We start from the raw sequence: 17958 nt of genomic DNA on the forward strand, positions 1-17958 counted from the left end.
GGGAGTCCAACGCTACTGCTTAATCCCTCAGAGGCGCTTAGAGCGCGTCTGAGGATTTCTTCGCGAGTTGGGCATCCAATGCCTTTTGCCTGTCACCGGGGCGGTAGTTCCAACCCGGATCAATCCCATCCGGCACCCGTTCAACTTCTCCCGTCCGCTTGTTGGTCCATTCTTTGAATTTCATGGGTGGGGCTTTAATGATAATGCCTCCCTGCTTCAGCAGGCGTTCGGCTTCACGGCGGCTGATCTGGCGCACCCGGCATTTACAGCCCCAGCCGTTGGGCGGGAAGTGGGTTTCCCACCACGGGTCATCAGCAGGCAGCATAATCCCCCGCCAGCTCATGTGCTGCAGCCGGTGTTCGCGGCTTGGCCCCAGTTCATACACCAGGAAGGGGTGCGTCGCCTGGTTGCGTTCAATGCGCTCCCACTGGCCAGCGGCGCGGGCGGTGCGCATGTTGGTACGGTAAATGGTTTTTAAACGGGCATCGCTGCCAAGCTGAACAGTCTTCTGTTCTTTGGTGAGAGGGTCTTCCATTAGCTGCTCGCCCCACCAACCCCGTTTAACCAGGTAAGGTTTCAGGCTCTCGGCGAACTGCTGGAAAGTCTGGCCTTCCTCGAGAGCCACCGTCAGCGCTTCCTGCACATCGGCCAATATGTCCAGCTCTAACATCTTGGCCACGGTGAAGGCGGCATTGTGTTCCTGCCGCCATATGTCTCTGTGGTCGAAGCCCGGTTTAACCGCCTTGGCTTTCAGATAGGCCAGGGCTTCTTTGGGAATGATCTCATCAGCCATCGGTCACATCTCCCAGGGCGCGAGCCTGCCAGCACAACCGGGTCAGCTGTTCGATGAATGCCTGGCTGTCCATTTGGTTTGTCAGCTCAGGCAAGCGGGCGCTGAATTCCTCAAAGCTATTGACCGAGCGGACCAGATCCAGCACCGGATTCAGCATTGGCGCGCTGACTGCCTGCCAGTCGTTTAACCCGCTGTTCACCAGCTCGTTGATTTCCTGCTCGGTGTCGATATCCCGCAAGGCACGGTTCATCGCCAACTGATGATTCAGGGCGGGCGCTGCTGGAGTAAAGAATCCTTCAGGGTGAAGCAGTTCCGCATCTTTGTCCGGGTCGCCTAGCCCCAAACGATCGCGCACATCCGATGCCTGCACCTTCAGGCCACGGTCAATCAAAGGGGTTAACGCTTCCACCCAGGCTTTGGTGTCTTCCGCTTCTTCCAGGTTCAGCTCTATGCGTGGGTATTGCTCCTGCGCCCCGAAGTTCATGTCGATGAAGGGTTTCACCAGGAACTCATTCAACGTGTTGGCCAGCTGACGGGCATCCCACTTGATGATGTCTTTGCGCACCTCGTTATGTACTTGCGCTTGAGACTGGCTGGAGCCGTCATCTGTGGTCATGGTTTGGCCCAAAACCGCTTTGGATATCTGACGGTCGGCCCATTCGGCCATGTTCTCAAACAGGGTATCACCGCCGTTGCCCTTGGCGGTTTCAACCATGTCGATTTGCATGGATTCAGGAATGGCAGCACCAGCATCGCTGGCAATGGTGGCAATGGCATTGACCAGGGTGCGGATGTCTTCAGGACTGGCATTGTTGTGGTACTTACCGACGCGAATTGGCATGCCGAACACTTCCGCGAAGGCCCACCAGTCTCGCACTGTGTAGCTTTTCAGCATGTACATCACGGCCACCAGACGTGCCAGGCCGTTCCGCAGCCAGTGGCCGGATTTCATGCGTGGCATGTGGCACAGGTAGCCGCATGGCTTGAGCGGTTCGCCTTCGGTCTGGTTTTCATCAGTCACCAGGCGCACTTCGCTTAACGTCTCTTTGTCCAGGCGGATAAAGCGCGGGTCGACCCACTTGAACTGGCGGGGCAACCAGGGCACGGTCTCGGTGTGCCAGAGGATTTCAACCAGGCCAATGCCTTTGCCCAGGCCGTCCAGCAGATCAAACATACATTCCGGCAATTGCGGATGGCGCAGCAACTGGCGTACAGCCTCCGCCAACTCCAGGTCTTTTGCCTCATCGCTGGCAGCTTCTACCGTGGGTTCAATGCTGGTGACGGCCAGCTTGCGGGTGGAAAGCACACTGCGGTAATGCAGGTCTCGCTCTTCCATCTCTTCAGCCAGAATAAAATAGTCTTCCGCCGAACCGTTGGCCGCGTTCTTGAGGGTACTGGCCAGTTTGCTGGGCGTTAAGCCGGTAGCAATGGATTTACTGGACGACGGCGTGCGCACCCCTGTGGTGTACGCCTTGCTCTGGTGCTCGGTCAGCGCGGTCTTTTCTTCTGCTGAAAAGGGCTTGTTGGTTTTCGGATTGATGATCATGTTCTACTTCAGTCCTCAGAGTAGTCCGCCTTTCATGGCTTTGAAACCACGGGTCAGCTTCATTTGTCGGCGGCTGGCATCGCCCTGGCCGTTGGATGCTTTGATGCGGTGCACTTCATAGCGGCGGCATTCTTCTTTTGATGCCAGATACGCCAGGAAGATGGCAATGGCCGAGTCACCATGGCGCTGGCCACCGCTGGCAGATTTGGTGCGGGTGTCGTCAATCGATGGCACGCCCCGGATGATTTGAATCGACGAAAAATCATTGATCACATCCTCGTTCTTGGGCATCCGCAGTTCATCATCTTCAAAGGCCGCTTTGAATCGCGGCATGTTCTCGCGGTAATAGGCGGTGGAGAGCATCACCTTTTCCACCTCTGCGCCGTATCTGTAGACCGCCTGTTCAGCCAGGTACTCACCGTTGCCCCGGCCGTCGAGCTTGATACCATCCCGACGCGGCAGTCGATCGGCAATGAAATACAGCACCTGCTCCTGCTGTTTAAAGGGCGTGTTAAACAGTTCGACCAGGAACGGAATATCGCGGCGGGTATCTGGCTGCACGGTGCAGGGGGCGAATACAGTCAGATCTCCGCTGCGGGCAAAGTCTTCCCCCAGGGTATGGCGCTTGGTCTTGGGGAGCGCATCCAACAGCGATTGGACATTCAGTTCCAGCCATTCTTTCATTTCCAGTTCGCGCAGGCGTTCTGGCAGGGCATTGAATTCAGCCGTGCCGTTAAAACGCACCACCTGATTCTTTTCTGGATCAACCAGCACCGCTGCACGCTCGCGATATGAGCGCGGGATATACACCCCGGAGCCGGACTTTGGCACACAGAAGTATTCTTCCAGGGCGTCTTCTTCGGTAGCAGTGGCTTTGAGCAACCCGGCAACCCAGGCATCCTCTGCTTCCTGACTCCACACCTGACCACTGACCTGGCAAATCCGCTTGTACAAACCATCTTTGCAGGCATCGGCCAGGGTGATGGTGTGTATGCTGTAATCTTTCTTGCCGGCGCGGCTTTGCTGGATCAATTCATTGAACAGATTTTCCGCGCCGTTGTGGGTGGAAATCAGGCGAACCTTGCAGCCCCACATGGTCAAAGCCAGGGCCGCTTTCAGTACCTCAGCCAAGCGTTCATGGAATGCTGCTTCGTCGATAGTGACATTACCCTGCATCCCGCGCAGGTTGGACGGGTTCGAACTGAGCGCCTGCACCTTGAAGCCAGAGGCGAAGTAAATGACATAGGTGAGTATGTCCTTGTCTTCGTCTTCGACCACCTCTTCACAAATCTCGCCAGCCACCTTATCGAACGCCTTGGCCCACATGGCCACGGCGTCAATAAACTCGCGCGCCATCTCCTTGTTAGAGCCGACATAAAAGTGATGACAGCCGCCGTGGCCCTTGCTTTTCGATGTGGTCAGCGCAGCGTCGCAGGCTTCCGCCCAGGTGATACCGGTCCGGCGGGATTTTTCCGCCAGCTTGAGCTGGGAATCATCTTCAATCCAGTATTTCTGATACGGCAGCAACACCTCGTCCGGGTCGTACTGGTAATGCAGATGTGACACTGTCTTGGCGATGGGAGAGCGTTCCGTGTTCATCATGACGACAGCCCCAAAATTTGGTTGCGGATGGTCTTCGCCCCTTCGCTGGTCAGTCCCAGGCTTTTGGCGGTCTGCTCTGCAGTGGTAGCAGCTTCTTCCATGGCCTGCTTGCGGATCTCTTTCTCCAGTTTCACGCTGCCGGTCTGCGCTTCCTGCAGGCGTTTGATGGCTAACGCCAGATGCCCCATGGTTTTAGGGTCCAGCGTTTCATCCTCTTCCAGGGCTTTCATCTGGAAATCAAAAATCTGACTCTTGCCGATTTCAATCAGTGCGCGGGCAATGTCGGTTTGCGGCATTTCGCCAAACTGTTGCACCCATTGTTGGGTGAGTTGCTGCGCCTGCTGATAATGGGCCATGCGGTCATGAAAGGTTTGGCTATAGCGACTTAGTCCGTTACGGCTTAACTTGGCATCATCCGGCAGGCCGTATTCATCAATCAGTGCATTAATTTGCGCCCGGATGTCCTGTTGGGTCATCCGGCCCTCGCGCAGCAGAATGTTAAGCTGAGTTTTGATGTCATCCGGCAACTGGTCGACTTTGGACGGTCGGCGCTTAGTATGCTTTTGCTCGGTCATAGAAAACGCTCCCGCCACCAGACAATCACGCGGCGGTGGCAACGACGCCAGCGCACCAGCCAGCGCTTACACCAGGAACGGCGACGGACATCCTGCTGCGAGCACACCACAGTGCAGGCCAACCAGAACAGAAACAGATCCAGCAGTGCCCAAACCACGAGAAAGAGATATTTCATGCAGTGCTCCTTATTCGCCAGGGCGTGGGCGTTTCACTCCCGGATGGGTCGCCTGGCCAGTGGCCACATCGATACCGCGCTGGGTAATTTTGGCAACGACCGTGCTGGCGACATCGCGCAAGGTGATCAGTCCCTGTTCCTGCAGCCAGTACAGTTCCGCACGGACTAAGTCGCGGCTGACGTTATGGCCATAGGCACCCAGGCCGGAATCTAAGATGGAGTCGTTCGACTCATAGCCCGGTGACTCGTTTAAGATGCGCAGCACCACCAGGCGGCGGTCTTGCTGCAGAAGTTCCTGTAGTGCCATCAGTTCTTTTCCTTCAGTTCGTTTTCAAGCAGTAAGTTGCTGATGCGATCGAGCCCATCCAACTTGGGGCGAATCTCCTTGATGTCGCCCCGGAGCCGTTCAATGCTAAGTTTGAGATCGGCAACTTCTTCATGGTCTGGCAGGTTGGCCACCTTCTGCACCAGGGATTCGTGATCACGGCGTAAGATGTCGATATCGTCTTTTCGGGCGTAGGTCTTTTTGAAAACGAACACCACAACCAGCCAAAGCAAAGAGAACAAGGCCAGCATCCAAGGGGTAAACGTTCGGATTAATTCCAACGTGTTTTCACTCATCGCTGTGCCTCCTTCAGCTGCTGGCAGTCGATACAGCGCACACAGGCTGGCACAACTGCCACCCGCTGCGGCGGGATTAACACGCCACAGCTCAGGCAATAGCGGTTTCCGTTTTCGTCCTGGTCCGGTTGTTCGGCGGGTTTCTTCTGGTGGGTAGATAACGCTGCTTGCCAGAACAGCTCGCTGGTTTCTGCAGCACGGTCGCACACATCGGTCATCGGTTACCCCGCACGGCACCAGGCAGGGTTTTCAGGGTGTTTAAACCCTGTTTAACCGCACCTTGAATGGTAAGCTGTGTGCCGTATTTGGCCTGAGTTCGTTTGCCCAACTCACGCCAGCCCATGTAAGTAAGGAACGGGGCAATCAACATGCCTGCGATTTCAAAATTAGCGCCTGTCCCTTTATCAAAAGCGCTCAACAGATCGAACAGAAACACGTAACCAATGGAGGCATAGAGCGAGACACGCGCCCCTTTGGGACGGGTCTGGCGCACGTATTCATCTTCTGCGACATCACCGGCACGAATAGTGGTTTGGGTTTCGTGGTGCTCGGCCTGCGCATCGTTGAGCTGCAGTTCCAGGCGGCGGTTGTGTTCGCGCTCCAACTCGACCTTGATTGTCTCCAGCTCGACCAGTGCCTCTGGCGGGAGTTGGCTGACCAACTGCTGGATTTTCTGCTCTTTCTGGGCCGGGTCTTTGATGCTGTTCTCAACATGCTCGACCACGTTCGCCAGGTCGAGGGCGACATCTTGGGTTTTACCGCCAAACAGCGAGCCGATGCCCCGCAGCACGGCAGGTCCAAACTCAGCGGCCAGGGTGGCAACAGTTGCAATAGTGGCAAGGGCCATCAGGCATCTCCTTTGATTTCTTGAATCCGGGCGTTGAGCTGCCGGTTTCGTTTTTGGCGCTGGTATTCCACGTCGACTGGAGTGACGCTTCGCCAGCCCTTTTCAAACAAGCTTTGATAGGTGGCATCGTGGCTGAACAACGGCAGCTGACTGGGCATAGCCTGTGCCAGTTCAGCCTTAATGCGTGTTGCCCGGCCTTCCATAAAAATGGATTTCCAGCGCTTGTTCTTGAGTTCCGGGTATTGGGCGATAAACGACATCAGTCTTTCACGATTTCCAGGCGGGCTTCTTCGCCGTCCAGATAGTCCATCAGCACAGTGAACGCAGCGCGGGAATCCAGCACGCCCCATTGGCCATTGACCACACCAAATTCAGAGCCAGGTGCCAGGCAGCCTTCCAGTTCTGAAACCGTGTTGGCCGGGTGAATGAGAATGTGGGTACGCTGGCTGGGGCCGTAGCGGGTTACGCCGAGGGACGGCATTTCCAGGGCATAGCACTCACCAAAGCGAGGGCTGTTGTGGGGCAGCAGATCGTAAGTGCCTTCAGGAATGCAACTGACACGAGGCTGGTTGTTCAGCCAGGCGCGTTCAATGACATCACAAATGGGATGGCCGCTATCGTCATGCAGGGTTGAAAAAACACCATGTGAGAAGTAGCGGCGGCGAAGCGTGAGCGTTTTCATAATGACAGAAACCTTGTGTTGTGGATTTCTGTCAGGGTATGGGGATTAGGTGATTGGGGCGGATTTACGGGAGTTACTGTTTCTAAATAGAAGTCATTAAAAAAGCCCCGGTGGCGGGGCTTCTAACGGTAAATTGAGCTTAGGATAACCATTGGTTTTTATTGTGCTCTTTCTCTTCTTCCGAGAGCGCGTAAGGTGACGGTGGTTCTTCATGCTTTTTACGATTCACAATTTTATAGATCACCCAGGCAATACAACCAACAATCAGAATGACTTTTCCTGCACCAGCTGCAAACTGCCACACATCCCAATTGAAACCATTAAACATACCCCAAATAAAGAAAGTTAGGCACAGCCAGAAAGCCATGCCTAATAAACCGATCAGTAATTTCAGTGTTACTTCTACAGCCTGCCCGAATGTCATCGTCCCTCCCTAACCAAACAAATCCGGTTGTCGTTTAGCAATTTCTAGCTTACGCATCTTAGCACATACTTCGTAAATGGTTTTTTCGGTTACGTCATATTTACGAGCCAGGGTTTTAACGTTGCGGCCATTGAATTCATTCCATATTTTCATGTCGCGAATCTGCAGGCGCAGGCGGTCGCCACGGGGCAGATATACCTGCATGCCGCCCATGTACTCACCAATATCCAGTACGGTTTCCAGAGCCAGTTCCGGGGCGTCAATACCGCGTTTCTTCAGGCGCTCTAAAATCACACCATGGAGCTCAAGCAGGATGGTAGGCCAGGCATGGGCTTCTTCGGGTAAATGGGAAAGATGATCCAGCAACGCTGGGTCGAGAGCATCATTACTGAACATGTCGGTTTGCTGCGCGGCTGGCATGGCTGGCTCCATAAGCTGATCTTTTATACAGCTAATTTCAAACCAGCCAGAGATCCCTGTCAATTTTTCATTTCCCACTTTGGGTGGGAAATGGCCTTGAGGCCAGGTGGGGCAAGGGTTGTAGGTGTTTAATGTGCTTAAAAGAATGAGGGAGGCGTTGCATGCAACTTCCGAACGACAGTATTCGGATGCTTAAGCATATCTACGATAGATGTAATCTTCATACCAATAGTCGCAATATTTGTATTGAGATCTGCAGCATCAACATTTTCAGAAAATGCAAAAAGAGCCAAATACCAATCGATGGAAAAGTACAATATGCGCAACTGATCTTCTAAACTCCATGAAAGTGGACTTTTATTATTGTCAATAATCACACTTTCTGACAAGCAAAGAAAACGGAGTAAGGAATTAACATTTTCGTTATGACTGGCAAGAAGCTTAAGATATTGTTCTCTAACTTCTATATGACTTACACTATCTTCATCAACCTTTGTAGATTCTATAGCTATAAGCAAACTAGATGCAGTAGTTTCTATTTGGCTCATAAGGCCTTTTAAAAACTTATATTCGCTTCCATTAACACCATTTCTGATACTAGAACCTGGGTACATTTTATGATAGAGAGATATTTGTAATATCCTCCATTTATTACGATCCAGATTATGTTTATCAAGAATGAACTCTTCATTCTTTTCTACAAAGTTGCAAAAATACCCATAATGGGATAGGAACAGCTTTATTTTGTTATCTTGCATCGTTTCAGCTATCTGCTTGGCTGTCTGCTTAGTACCATGCATTCGTGCAACTAATACACCTAACGGAATAGATAACGCTGCAATACCTAACGGAAGTTTACTAAGTTCAAGAAAATAATTATATGCCTTTGCATTAAAGGTCAGTTCGTAATCAACCCAGATTGGTAAACTGAACCCAGCCGCCGCAGCTATGGGTGCTAGTATAGCTATCCAAAACAGTATTTGACTACCCAATCCCGACTCTGGGTTAAGCGCTAGAAAACGTAAAACCTTCCTCATGACCAAATCTCAGCTTGCTTCAATTAAAATGAGAATATAGAAATTTAAAGCATAAAAAAACCGCCCGGAGGCGGTTAAACATCAAAGTAGGAACTATGTAATCATCAAGGTTCATTTCCCTGATGTGTCGGATGCAGATTGCTCGCAAAAGTAACTAACCGCAACCAACCCATTAAACATCAGAGACTTAATGCGGTACGCATCGAATCAACTGACCGGTTTATTGATTCATTTCAGAAAGTTTGCGAGTCATAAACTGAAACGCTTCCAGTACTGCATCATAGCCCGCAGTGTCAGTACCAGCCTTGTTCATCGGCACCGTCCAGCCTTTGGCTTTCAATTGCTCAATCATTTCGCGCCGGTGCCAGGATTTCAACGACTCCAGCACCTGATATGCCTGGTCGTGACTACACCAAGCAACGGTATCCACACCTTGCCCCTTATTGCGGTTTGTCATACGGCGTACGTAGGCGTCCAGCGCAGTTTCAGAACCATCGCGGACGATGCCATGTTTGGCCATGGTGATCCACATTGCACGAATCACATCAATTTCACCGTGTTTTGCACGCCCGGCTTTAGGACTTAAACGCTTTTTAAACGTGGTTTGCTTACCGTTTACCTGGCGTTTAAAGCCCTGCTTCTCCATGCTGGCCAGCACCAACTCCAGTTGCTGAATGTTCATCTTGCTGCAGCTGGTTTTGCCCGTAACGTTTTCCAGCATGGCGCGGTAGGTATCGTCATCCAGGCCCAGTTCGCGCTTGCCGACGTGGATGAGTTGAATCAGACGGTTGCGGTTATTCATTTACCACCTCACTCGATGCAATTTCCGGCCTTTTCTCCATCAGCTTCAGACCTTTTAATTTTTTGAATTGCCGCACCAGGATTGATGCTTTAGGAAAATAGGGTTCGTGCCAGGAGTATCGTTCATGTAAGTTCGGAAGGTATTTCTTTGCCTGCTTTTTACCAAAATCCTTTTCAATTTTTTTCACTTTCGCTGGCGAATAATATGCTTTTGAGCGAACACGCCATACGTCTGGAACGATGTATGGTCTCCCCTCATTCTCTGTTGCCCAACTGGCTTTGATGACATCATCGATATACACAGTCAAAACCAGCTTACCTTCACCATGTCGTTCCCGAACAACAGACAATTTGAAGCCCTGATATTCAAATTCAGTTTGTACCCAAATCTGGGCCAGCTCTTCCTCAATTTTTTGCCACGTTTCTTTACTTATCATGTGGGGTTTTCCCTGAAATCAGGTGTAAAAAAGGCCCCACTTGGGGGCCGTGGTGATTCATTGCGGTTACAGGGTGATATCCGCAGGTGGCGGAATTCGACCCTGAACCCAGAGCAGCGCATCAATGATGCCTTGTTCGTAGCTCTGGTCCTGGTTGGCGGTGCCCATCATGCTGATGATGGTTTCGGCCTTGTCGATTTCCTGGTCGATAGCGTCCAGCGAGTGTGGGCTGACGTATTGCCTTGTCATTTCGCACCTCCCGGCGGAACGTTCGACATTCCCAGCAGATACTGCATGGATTCGATGATGCCCTGGCTGTGCAGCCGGTTGGCTTCATCGCTGTACCGCTGAGCGGTGTGCAGCATTTCCAGCAATCGCTCCGGGGTGCAGCGCTCCATTACACTGCGCTCAAAGAAGGCCATTCGGTCTTCGCTGGTTTCGATATCGACCTTTTTCAGTTTTCCCCTGTGAAGTGCTGGGGCGACTTTGTGCGTGATATCCATATCTCCCCCTCACAGCTTGCTGATGTCTAAAGGTATTTGCTTATAACTGCCGTCTGGCTGGCGCTCGTACAAACGCAGATACGCACTGGTGCCGGTGACTTGAATCGAATCAGCAATGGCATCCATGGCTTCCACCCAGTCTGAATCGTCGATGTCCAACTGACGCAAGCCCAGCACCTGGTTCACGTCAATCCGGCCCTGCTTGTTCACGCGAAATGCATGATCAACCAGCGCCTTTATCTGGTCGGTGGAACCTTCAGACCAGCGAGCGATACATTCATCAATCTTGGCTTTCGCAGCCTGAATGCGCTCATCGAAGATGCGGTGTTCACCTTTGGCACGAATCAGCTTATAACGGCCATCGAAGCTGGTGAGGGTGACGTTTCCTTTGGTGCCGCCGTATTCAACGCCATACTCTTCGGCTGACAGGTCAACAAAGTCCGTCACCTGGTTCATGGCGCTGACTTTGAATGTAGACAGACGCTGTTGCTCCTCACGGGCAGCAGAAATAATGTCTTTCACCAGGTCATCGCGCAGCTTGTCGATGTCGCGAATCTGGCTTTCAGGCACCATGTGGCCCTGAGCGTTTAAACGGTAACCCGTCGGAATAGTTTGCTGTTCCATTTATGCCTCCCACATAATGCAGCAACCTGAAATACGGGCGGCACGAATACGGCGCTGCAACCCATTCACTTTTTCAGTTATTTCGATACTGTGTCGCGCCAGCTCTGGTGTTGGCGCATCAATGTGAACCATTAATGCGTTCGGTTTCTCTGTGGTTTTCAGCACTTTGCAGTTCAGGCGTTGTAATTTACTGAGCAGGCGCTGGGCCTGGTATTTCGGATTCAAATGTTGTTTCATGAGAATTCCTCCGTCCGTGATGCAGCCAGTGTCTTCCTTTATTTACCTGGCTGCCGATTCACAGGGGTTATTGTTTGCTGTTGTTTTTAGCCCACAGCAACTGGTTATATTTCACAGCCAAACGTTCGAGTTCTTTGTCATACAGAGCCAACTTCTTTTCCAAATCGCCACCAGAAGCACGATTGATAAAGGCACGCTGTTCATCCAGCGCGTAATACTGCACTTCGACCTGCTGTACTTCGATTCGCTGACCTTGTTGTTTATTTGTCAGCGACGAATGCGGGCAACCGCTTCGACACGCCCGGTAAAGACGAACTCTTTCACGGTTTGCTGAAGAAAAAGGCTGCTTTTGAAAGGCTTTACAGACATCAACTGCAATCTCACCCTTAATTGGGCAGACAACTGTTTTCGCCATGTACTTACCTTCAACCGCGATTTTTAAGTCCTCAACCTGGCCAGGGTAAATACCTCTTAACACCTGGCTAAGCTTTGAAGAACTCACCCCCAATTCCAACGCAACCTGATTTTGGGAACGTCCTGGCTTGGCAATCTCTTGCTTCAGCGCTTCAATCCAATCCTCAGAGCTCATTTATCCTCCTGATAAGGGTAAAATTTCTCCTTGTTCTGGCAGCGCATTCCTCCCTTAACCGGAATTGGATGAAGCCGTCCCAAGTCGACATTCAGACGAAAAAACTCACCATCTTCTGACTTCAATTGCCGGATAATTCGAGACCGAACTAAACAGCGAACAAAGCGACGTGTTGTTGATTCACCCGCCTCTGCCAATGCTCGCAATTCGAAGTAACTAAAATTGCGGGTCATACGGCATACATTCCAGAGGCGTTGCTGAACGCGCGGGCGCTTGCTTTTGGGCCTTTTCCCCGTTGGCAAAGGTGTGTCATCGATGATGCGATAGAGTGATTCAAGCATATTATTCCGCTTCTCTATGACCTCAATCCTTTGATTTTCCAACAACATTCGTAGTAAACGTCTGACCCCAGTACCATTCAAGCCAGCCCCTTCAATCAACTGATTTCCGGTAAACTTTTTGAACTGGCACGCATAAGTCCACGCTCTATGGCATTTAGTCATCTGGCCCCCGTCAGAAGCCGTGGAAAGGTTCATTGCCCCAGTCTTTAGAGGTAACGAGATCTAACTCATTGACCTTGGCCAGATTATGGATTTTGTTAATCCCGATAACGATACGGCGCATTTCGCCATGGGCTGACTTTCGCAGTCGATCCAGCAGCTCTTCTTCCAATACGATTTCATCGCCAATCATGGACTTAGCAACAACCTTGACGTCTTCCAGATCTGCTGGCTTAAACTCCACCCACTCTGAAATACGGTTAAAGAATTGCCGATTTGATTGAATGCGGCGGGCAATCTGATCCATACCAATCAAAATCATGGGTACTTCAGTGGCATCATAAATATCCCGGACCGTATTCAGCATTTCTTTTTTGTCCATCAGATAATCTGCTTCATCAATGAACAGAGGCAGCTCGTTCATGCTGAGATGTTCAATGACGTATTCGATGTTTTTATTCTTGGCGTAGCGCGGCTGGCCACCGCACTCTTCGACCAGACGACGCATCAAACTCGCTACACTGTCTGCATCCCTGACGCTGACATAAACACCGTGAATCTGGTTATAGACATAGGTTGCAGTGGTACTTTTGCCTCGGCCAGAATCACCGTGCCAGAGACCCATTGCAGGTACGCCCATTGGGCGGGAAAGAAGACGATTGAACGAGATTTGCGCCTTCATCACATTTTTAACAGGTGCAACAATTGGGTTCATGCTAAGATTTCCTTTATGTTTACGGTTTTACGTTAATACAGTTCATAATTCGTAGGCATTGATGGCGCGTTATGCTTGGCGGCGACGCGCCATTATTTCTTCCACCCGCTGCCTACTAAACGGGTTACTGTCCATATAGTTCTCCAGGAATTCAGTCTCCTTCTCTGTTAGCTCTCGTGTATTTGATTGTTCAGCCAAATAAGTCGCTTTTTCGTGCTCATCCCGAATAAGCAAACCTTTTCGCTCATTTAGCGATGCTTGTTGAGTTTCCAGCGCTAATCGCGCTTGTTCCAGTTCTGCCAATTGCTCTGGGGTATAGCTAACCTCAGTATTTTTCCGGCCTGCATTAGCTAGTGCATTCAGCGCCTGGTTGTCAGTCAGCTCTGTTTTCAATGTCAGATTCTGCAAGTTATCTGCTGCTTTTTTCGCAGCCAGTTGTTCAGCGGCCAACGTTTCAATGCCAAACTCTTCCTGCAGCTTTCTCGCACTTCGGCGGAAGTCAGAAAGCGTTTTAGTCTGCTGCTTCCTTGCCTCTCGGAACTTAGCCGGATCAATTTCCTGACCAACCAGATTTATATTGATAGCTTCAACGTACTGCCCCCAATCTGTCTCAGGGTAAAGGGTGCAGCGTCCTACATCTGTCGGGTCGATAAATACCCGCACCTTGCGCCCATTCCATTCAGGGTTCATCAATGCTGGTGCGCTGTATTTAATACCCAGGTTAGATACCTGACCGCGCACAACCGTCTTCATTCCTGCATAATTCAGCAAATAATCAAAAGCATGGTCATCATTTACCAACCGCGGCTTGTAACCTGAGTTGGCAAACTTTTCGAAAGGTGTAGCGCCGTTCATCCCCTCCCCTGAATGAGATCGATGGTTGTAATCGTGCTCAATCCAATCATTGATAATGGTTTCAAGTTCATCGGGGGAAAACGCCAGCTCAATCGCTTCTTTTTCAGCCTGCTTTTTCCCTGCGCCAATGCGTTTCGCAAACGCTCTGGCTGCTTCAATTTTTTGCCTGTCAGACACGTTATGGCCGATATAACCAGGCAGTAATTCGAACAACCCTTCACTTAACGTTCTGAAAAAACGTTCTATATAGGGCTTCTCCCAACCACTGAAAGCATTAGCTCGTTGTGCATCAATGTTGAGCATGTTGAAAATGGCTGTGACTCGCTTGGATACATAATCCGAGCCGTTATCTGTTCGAGCTACACCATTCTCATTAAGTACCCCCCACTCTTTCAGACATTTACGCAGAAGTAAGCAGATCGCCTCTGAATCCGATGTTGGTGACAAAATAAATTTCACTCTTCGGGTATACACATCTATCGCTGCAACAACGCTATAACGTGTGAGTTTGCCATTGACTCTCAACTGCACATCCGTTGGTGTACTGTCGAATTCCCAACAATCATTGGGTTGTGTCAGCCACGGATACATACGGGCGTATAACGGACGGTGTTTGCTGTTATAACCGTCTGGATCTGTCAAATAAGCAAATGCAGCACCGTTCTGGTTTAGCCACTGTTTAAGCCATCTGCCAATAGAAGACGGGCTGGGTATATCCCACTCAGGAAATTTACTGGCCTGACTCTTCAACATGTCGTGCAACCTGTTTGGTTTACTGGCGAAATGCGGCTTCTTAGTGATCACCGCAATCAGAAAGTTTTGGATGCCTGTCTGTTGTTCAATTTTGCTCGGCACACTTTTCTTACCAACGTGACCCACAAGCCCTAACATGCCCTGTTCATCCAGTGCCTTTTTCCAGCGCCTTAAAGACGGCCAGCTGATCTGCTTCACCTGCTGATAAACTGAGGCATCAAACTGCAAAATGCCCTGGTTGTATTGCTGCACAAACTGGCGTTCTGCTTCGGTCAGCGATCCCGTCCCTTTAAATGGAGCAAGAAATGCGTCCATCGCCTGGACAATCACAGCCTTTGAATGCGCTTTAGCTTGTTTGTTCTCTGGCAATGCAGCGAACCTCGTCATATTAGACAGCTTCGAACTTGCCTTTTTGTTTGACTCCTGATGTGTTATTGACGCTTCTTTCTGCATCAAATGATGTGCTTTTGCGGTTACATCATCAGAAAATGACTCAGATTTAAGCGCTTTTGCGCGGATTTGAGCCTGGATTAATGGCTCAAAACTTGAGATGTGGTACTCAAATCCTTTACCTGTCTCTCTCTTCCTCGACGTCCAGGATTCCTTTTGCGCTTTACGCCGAATCGAAAATGGTGATGAAGGCATACCTTCCACTTCTGTCAGTTCTTGCGCAGTAAACCATTCCTTATTCATCAGACCCTCTCAGCAAATCAACACCTAAAGTGTTTGATAAATCTCGCATTATTTTGATAGAAAGTTCCCTCTGAGGTGTCCGCTTATTCTCAGGAGCAAAAGCATTGATACAATGCAAAACCGTTCTGGGGTTGTACCCATGTGCTAATGCCCAGGAGCGGACAGTCCAAGCTTTAGCGCGTAAAGCGCCTTGCAACTCATATGCTGTCTCTATTTCCATTTTTGGCTCCGTGGTAACATAGTGTCGCATTAGGCATGTTTCCCGTTGCGACAAAAAGAAGGATATTCCAAACAATTAGACAGTTAAAGCTCATTTGAGTGCTGTTTTTCAATTTTTATGAATTCAGTCGCACTTTTGTTTGGTTTAATAAGACAAATAAAAACACATGTGATGTGCTTTCCTTGAGTGGGCACTGAATAAATGAAATTAAATAAAGTCTAACAATAACAAAGGCTTACTTCGAATCTATGACTGATAAGAAGCAAAACACACAAAGTGCTTTTTACGATGAGGGAATCGCACAGTTTCCAGATCGTCTTTTAGAATTGATAGGGGATGAATCCAAGCTGAGTTTTGGCCGTAAAGTCGGTATCACCGATAGTGGGCTGCGTAAGTACCTGCCTCCAGGCGGAACTTCCATGCCAACCCTGGAGAAACTGGTAGCGATTGCACGTTATAAGAAAGTAAACCTGGAATGGCTGGCTACAGGGAAAGGACCGAAGGACGTTTTTCCATCCTCAGTTTATGACCCAACATGTGGATCAGGGGGATTTCTCAACATTAGCTCAGAACTTGCTATCGTTGATGAAGAGAACCAACACACTCTTACCCAAGAACCCGTATGCAGTGTGGCGCTCTCTGACTTAGATGAAGAGTATGTGTTAATTCCTGGCTACCATGCACAGATACCGTCAAGTTCTGACTTGTCTGAGTTGCCAGTAAAACGCCATATGGCCTTCAGAAGAAAGTATTTGAGCTACCGACGCTTGAATCCTTGTCATCTTGTTGTGTTGTTCAACAAAGGCGATGCGATGGAAGGTACTATCAATGATAATGATTCTGTATTGGTAGATATCAGCAAACGTGACCTTATAGACGGGAAGATTTTTGTCGTGCGCTTGGGCAATGAACTGTACCCCAAACGTATCCAGAAAAGTTTCGACGGTTCTGTCGTTATCATCAGTGATAATAAAGAGTACCAATCAATAACCATCCCGGCAGAAAAAGTAGATCAGCTTTACGTATTTGGCAGAGTTGTAAACGTTTCGTCTGATTTATAGAAGTGCTTTTATCACGATAGGCGGATTTTCATTTAAAGCGGTTCCGCCTTTTCAACCTTTCAGTTTTTATCAAAACACCCGATTTAAGCCACCAGCCGCCTCAAACCTTAACGAGTCCAGACACAGCAAGGCTTCCCGCCTAATCCCAAGCATTCCTACTTAATCCCTGTCTTTTTCATATCTAGTGGTTCTCTACAAATTCGAAACGGACTTGTTTACGACAAATATCACTCTTTTTTGTGAAAACAGGACTAATCTTTATCTAAATTCACGACACAACAAGGAGTTGGACATGGGCAGTTATGAGCTGAAAAAAGCAAAAAATGATCAGATTTATTTTGTACTGAAGGCGGCGAATGGCGAGGTTATCCTCAAAAGTGAAATGTATACCACCAAGGCGGCAGCCAATAACGGGATCAAGTCTGTTCAGACGAATTCTCCCAATGCTGAGCAGTACGAACTAAAAGAAGCCGCAAACGGTCAATTCCACTTCAATCTCAAGGCCAAAAACCACCAGGTTATTGGCAGCAGTGAGATGTACAAATCCAAGTCCGGTGCTGACAACGGTATAAAGTCGGTACAGAAGAATGGGCCAAGCGACAAGATCAAAGATCTCACTGTCTGAACCCCGAAGATCTGGGACTTCACTCCGTCATCTCCATTGGCGGGTGCGAATGGAGATGACCCTTTCCGTGGCTTTGGCACGACACTTTTTCATTTTTTTCTGTTCGCCCGCGCCTGCTGCCACCAGCATCGTGACATTTCAAGAACTGCGATTTCTCGCCTATAGTGCGCATGGCCCGCGCGACTCATTGTGTTCTTGTTTGAAGACAAGTGAAAACAGGTATTTGATGGCAATTTCCAGCCATAACGCGCAAAAGAAAAGCCGCACGTTGCGTGCGGCTTGTGTACTCTTTTACTACCTTCAGTCTACCTACTCAGCACACTGAGGGCCTTTCTTAACGCGGGCTTCGCCACTCATTACGTTGAGTATGCCGTACTCGATAATCGTCATTCATTTCAATCGAGCATTCTGGTTATTTGGCGAAGAAGTACTAATTGTCTTGTGTTGTTGCATTCCAAATTGTAACACTAAGTTTTCACCGTCTTAGTGTCTTGGTGCTTTAGCGGTTGCGTCCTCTGAAGCCGGAAACAACCAAGAAGCAGGAACATGAGAGTATCGAAGAACAGCTTAATCCTCCAGAAGCTAGAGCATGAAACTCTCTCACTTCACACGCTTCACTATT

The 17958-nt window shown here is 49.7% G+C and carries 27 protein-coding genes; 2 read left to right on the forward strand and 25 right to left on the reverse strand.

Annotated features, from left to right (window positions below):
• Positions 1-37 precede the first annotated feature (37 nt).
• The 25 genes from KCG43_RS11255 to KCG43_RS11375 all read right to left on the reverse strand — a co-directional run bounded on the left by KCG43_RS11255 (position 38) and on the right by KCG43_RS11375 (position 15650).
• On the reverse strand, positions 38-793 hold the full coding sequence (locus KCG43_RS11255; protein ID WP_218384886.1) for a phage minor head protein: 756 nt from the start codon (positions 791-793) through the stop codon (positions 38-40).
• Complete coding sequence (locus KCG43_RS11260) at positions 786-2339, reverse strand: DUF935 domain-containing protein (RefSeq protein WP_218384889.1); 1554 nt, start codon at positions 2337-2339, stop codon at positions 786-788. The genes KCG43_RS11255 and KCG43_RS11260 overlap by 8 nt, the downstream gene beginning before the upstream one ends.
• A 15-nt stretch (positions 2340-2354) precedes the next feature.
• The gene (locus tag KCG43_RS11265) at positions 2355-3941 is read right to left on the reverse strand and encodes a hypothetical protein (protein WP_255558006.1); all 1587 of its coding nucleotides are present in this window, start codon (positions 3939-3941) and stop codon (positions 2355-2357) included.
• A complete protein-coding gene (locus tag KCG43_RS11270) occupies positions 3938-4516 on the reverse strand; it encodes a DUF3486 family protein (protein ID WP_218384891.1) in 579 nt (192 codons plus the stop codon). Before KCG43_RS11270 ends, KCG43_RS11265 begins: the two co-directional genes overlap by 4 nt.
• Positions 4513-4692: a hypothetical protein gene (locus tag KCG43_RS11275; RefSeq protein ID WP_218384893.1), complete on the reverse strand. Its 180-nt coding sequence runs from the start codon at positions 4690-4692 to the stop codon at positions 4513-4515. Before KCG43_RS11275 ends, KCG43_RS11270 begins: the two co-directional genes overlap by 4 nt.
• Positions 4693-4702: 10 nt before the next feature.
• Positions 4703-4999, reverse strand: a complete 297-nt coding sequence (locus KCG43_RS11280; RefSeq protein ID WP_218384895.1) for an ArsR family transcriptional regulator — start codon at positions 4997-4999, stop codon at positions 4703-4705.
• Positions 4999-5313, reverse strand: coding sequence for a DUF2730 family protein (locus KCG43_RS11285; RefSeq protein ID WP_218384897.1), 315 nt, complete (start codon positions 5311-5313; stop codon positions 4999-5001). Before KCG43_RS11285 ends, KCG43_RS11280 begins: the two co-directional genes overlap by 1 nt.
• Positions 5310-5531, reverse strand: coding sequence for a TraR/DksA C4-type zinc finger protein (locus KCG43_RS11290; RefSeq protein WP_218384899.1), 222 nt, complete (start codon positions 5529-5531; stop codon positions 5310-5312). Before KCG43_RS11290 ends, KCG43_RS11285 begins: the two co-directional genes overlap by 4 nt.
• Complete coding sequence (locus KCG43_RS11295; protein WP_218384901.1) at positions 5528-6160, reverse strand: hypothetical protein; 633 nt, start codon at positions 6158-6160, stop codon at positions 5528-5530. The genes KCG43_RS11290 and KCG43_RS11295 overlap by 4 nt, the downstream gene beginning before the upstream one ends.
• Positions 6160-6420, reverse strand: coding sequence for a hypothetical protein (locus KCG43_RS11300; RefSeq protein ID WP_218384903.1), 261 nt, complete (start codon positions 6418-6420; stop codon positions 6160-6162). Before KCG43_RS11300 ends, KCG43_RS11295 begins: the two co-directional genes overlap by 1 nt.
• On the reverse strand, positions 6420-6842 hold the full coding sequence (locus tag KCG43_RS11305; protein WP_218384905.1) for a DUF5675 family protein: 423 nt from the start codon (positions 6840-6842) through the stop codon (positions 6420-6422). Before KCG43_RS11305 ends, KCG43_RS11300 begins: the two co-directional genes overlap by 1 nt.
• A gap of 139 nt (positions 6843-6981) precedes the next feature.
• Positions 6982-7266 (reverse strand): hypothetical protein, encoded by a 285-nt coding sequence (locus KCG43_RS11310; RefSeq protein ID WP_218384907.1) that lies wholly within the window; start codon positions 7264-7266, stop codon positions 6982-6984.
• Between the two features lie 9 nt (positions 7267-7275).
• The gene (locus KCG43_RS11315; protein ID WP_218384910.1) at positions 7276-7698 is read right to left on the reverse strand and encodes a Mor transcription activator family protein; all 423 of its coding nucleotides are present in this window, start codon (positions 7696-7698) and stop codon (positions 7276-7278) included.
• 125 nt (positions 7699-7823) lie between these two features.
• Positions 7824-8723, reverse strand: coding sequence for a hypothetical protein (locus KCG43_RS11320; RefSeq protein WP_218384912.1), 900 nt, complete (start codon positions 8721-8723; stop codon positions 7824-7826).
• Between the two features lie 220 nt (positions 8724-8943).
• Positions 8944-9525: a gp16 family protein gene (locus KCG43_RS11325; RefSeq protein WP_218384914.1), complete on the reverse strand. Its 582-nt coding sequence runs from the start codon at positions 9523-9525 to the stop codon at positions 8944-8946.
• On the reverse strand, positions 9518-9961 hold the full coding sequence (locus tag KCG43_RS11330; protein ID WP_218384917.1) for a hypothetical protein: 444 nt from the start codon (positions 9959-9961) through the stop codon (positions 9518-9520). The genes KCG43_RS11325 and KCG43_RS11330 overlap by 8 nt, the downstream gene beginning before the upstream one ends.
• A gap of 66 nt (positions 9962-10027) precedes the next feature.
• Complete coding sequence (locus KCG43_RS11335; RefSeq protein WP_218384919.1) at positions 10028-10210, reverse strand: hypothetical protein; 183 nt, start codon at positions 10208-10210, stop codon at positions 10028-10030.
• Positions 10207-10464: a hypothetical protein gene (locus tag KCG43_RS11340; protein WP_218384921.1), complete on the reverse strand. Its 258-nt coding sequence runs from the start codon at positions 10462-10464 to the stop codon at positions 10207-10209. Before KCG43_RS11340 ends, KCG43_RS11335 begins: the two co-directional genes overlap by 4 nt.
• A gap of 9 nt (positions 10465-10473) precedes the next feature.
• Positions 10474-11088 (reverse strand): DUF3164 family protein, encoded by a 615-nt coding sequence (locus KCG43_RS11345; RefSeq protein ID WP_218384923.1) that lies wholly within the window; start codon positions 11086-11088, stop codon positions 10474-10476.
• Entirely contained in the window at positions 11089-11325 is a 237-nt protein-coding gene (locus KCG43_RS11350; RefSeq protein ID WP_218384926.1) for a hypothetical protein, read from the reverse strand. It abuts the gene before it with no gap.
• A 67-nt stretch (positions 11326-11392) separates the two neighbouring features.
• Entirely contained in the window at positions 11393-11914 is a 522-nt protein-coding gene (locus KCG43_RS11355; protein ID WP_218384927.1) for a helix-turn-helix transcriptional regulator, read from the reverse strand.
• The gene (locus KCG43_RS11360) at positions 11911-12450 is read right to left on the reverse strand and encodes a hypothetical protein (RefSeq protein WP_218384928.1); all 540 of its coding nucleotides are present in this window, start codon (positions 12448-12450) and stop codon (positions 11911-11913) included. The genes KCG43_RS11355 and KCG43_RS11360 overlap by 4 nt, the downstream gene beginning before the upstream one ends.
• On the reverse strand, positions 12428-13129 hold the full coding sequence (locus KCG43_RS11365) for an AAA family ATPase (protein WP_218384929.1): 702 nt from the start codon (positions 13127-13129) through the stop codon (positions 12428-12430). The genes KCG43_RS11360 and KCG43_RS11365 overlap by 23 nt, the downstream gene beginning before the upstream one ends.
• 69 nt (positions 13130-13198) lie before the next feature.
• Positions 13199-15430 (reverse strand): DNA-binding protein, encoded by a 2232-nt coding sequence (locus KCG43_RS11370; RefSeq protein ID WP_218384930.1) that lies wholly within the window; start codon positions 15428-15430, stop codon positions 13199-13201.
• Complete coding sequence (locus KCG43_RS11375; RefSeq protein ID WP_218384931.1) at positions 15423-15650, reverse strand: hypothetical protein; 228 nt, start codon at positions 15648-15650, stop codon at positions 15423-15425. The genes KCG43_RS11370 and KCG43_RS11375 overlap by 8 nt, the downstream gene beginning before the upstream one ends.
• 248 nt (positions 15651-15898) lie before the next feature.
• Between KCG43_RS11375 and KCG43_RS11380 the strand changes: the two genes are divergently transcribed.
• Entirely contained in the window at positions 15899-16711 is an 813-nt protein-coding gene (locus KCG43_RS11380) for a S24 family peptidase (RefSeq protein ID WP_218384932.1), read from the forward strand.
• 292 nt (positions 16712-17003) lie between these two features.
• Entirely contained in the window at positions 17004-17336 is a 333-nt protein-coding gene (locus tag KCG43_RS11385; protein WP_218384934.1) for a YegP family protein, read from the forward strand.
• Positions 17337-17958 lie beyond the last annotated feature (622 nt).

The organism is Photobacterium sp. WH24, from assembly GCF_019204055.1.
In the GTDB taxonomy this organism is placed as follows: domain Bacteria; phylum Pseudomonadota; class Gammaproteobacteria; order Enterobacterales; family Vibrionaceae; genus Photobacterium; species Photobacterium arenosum.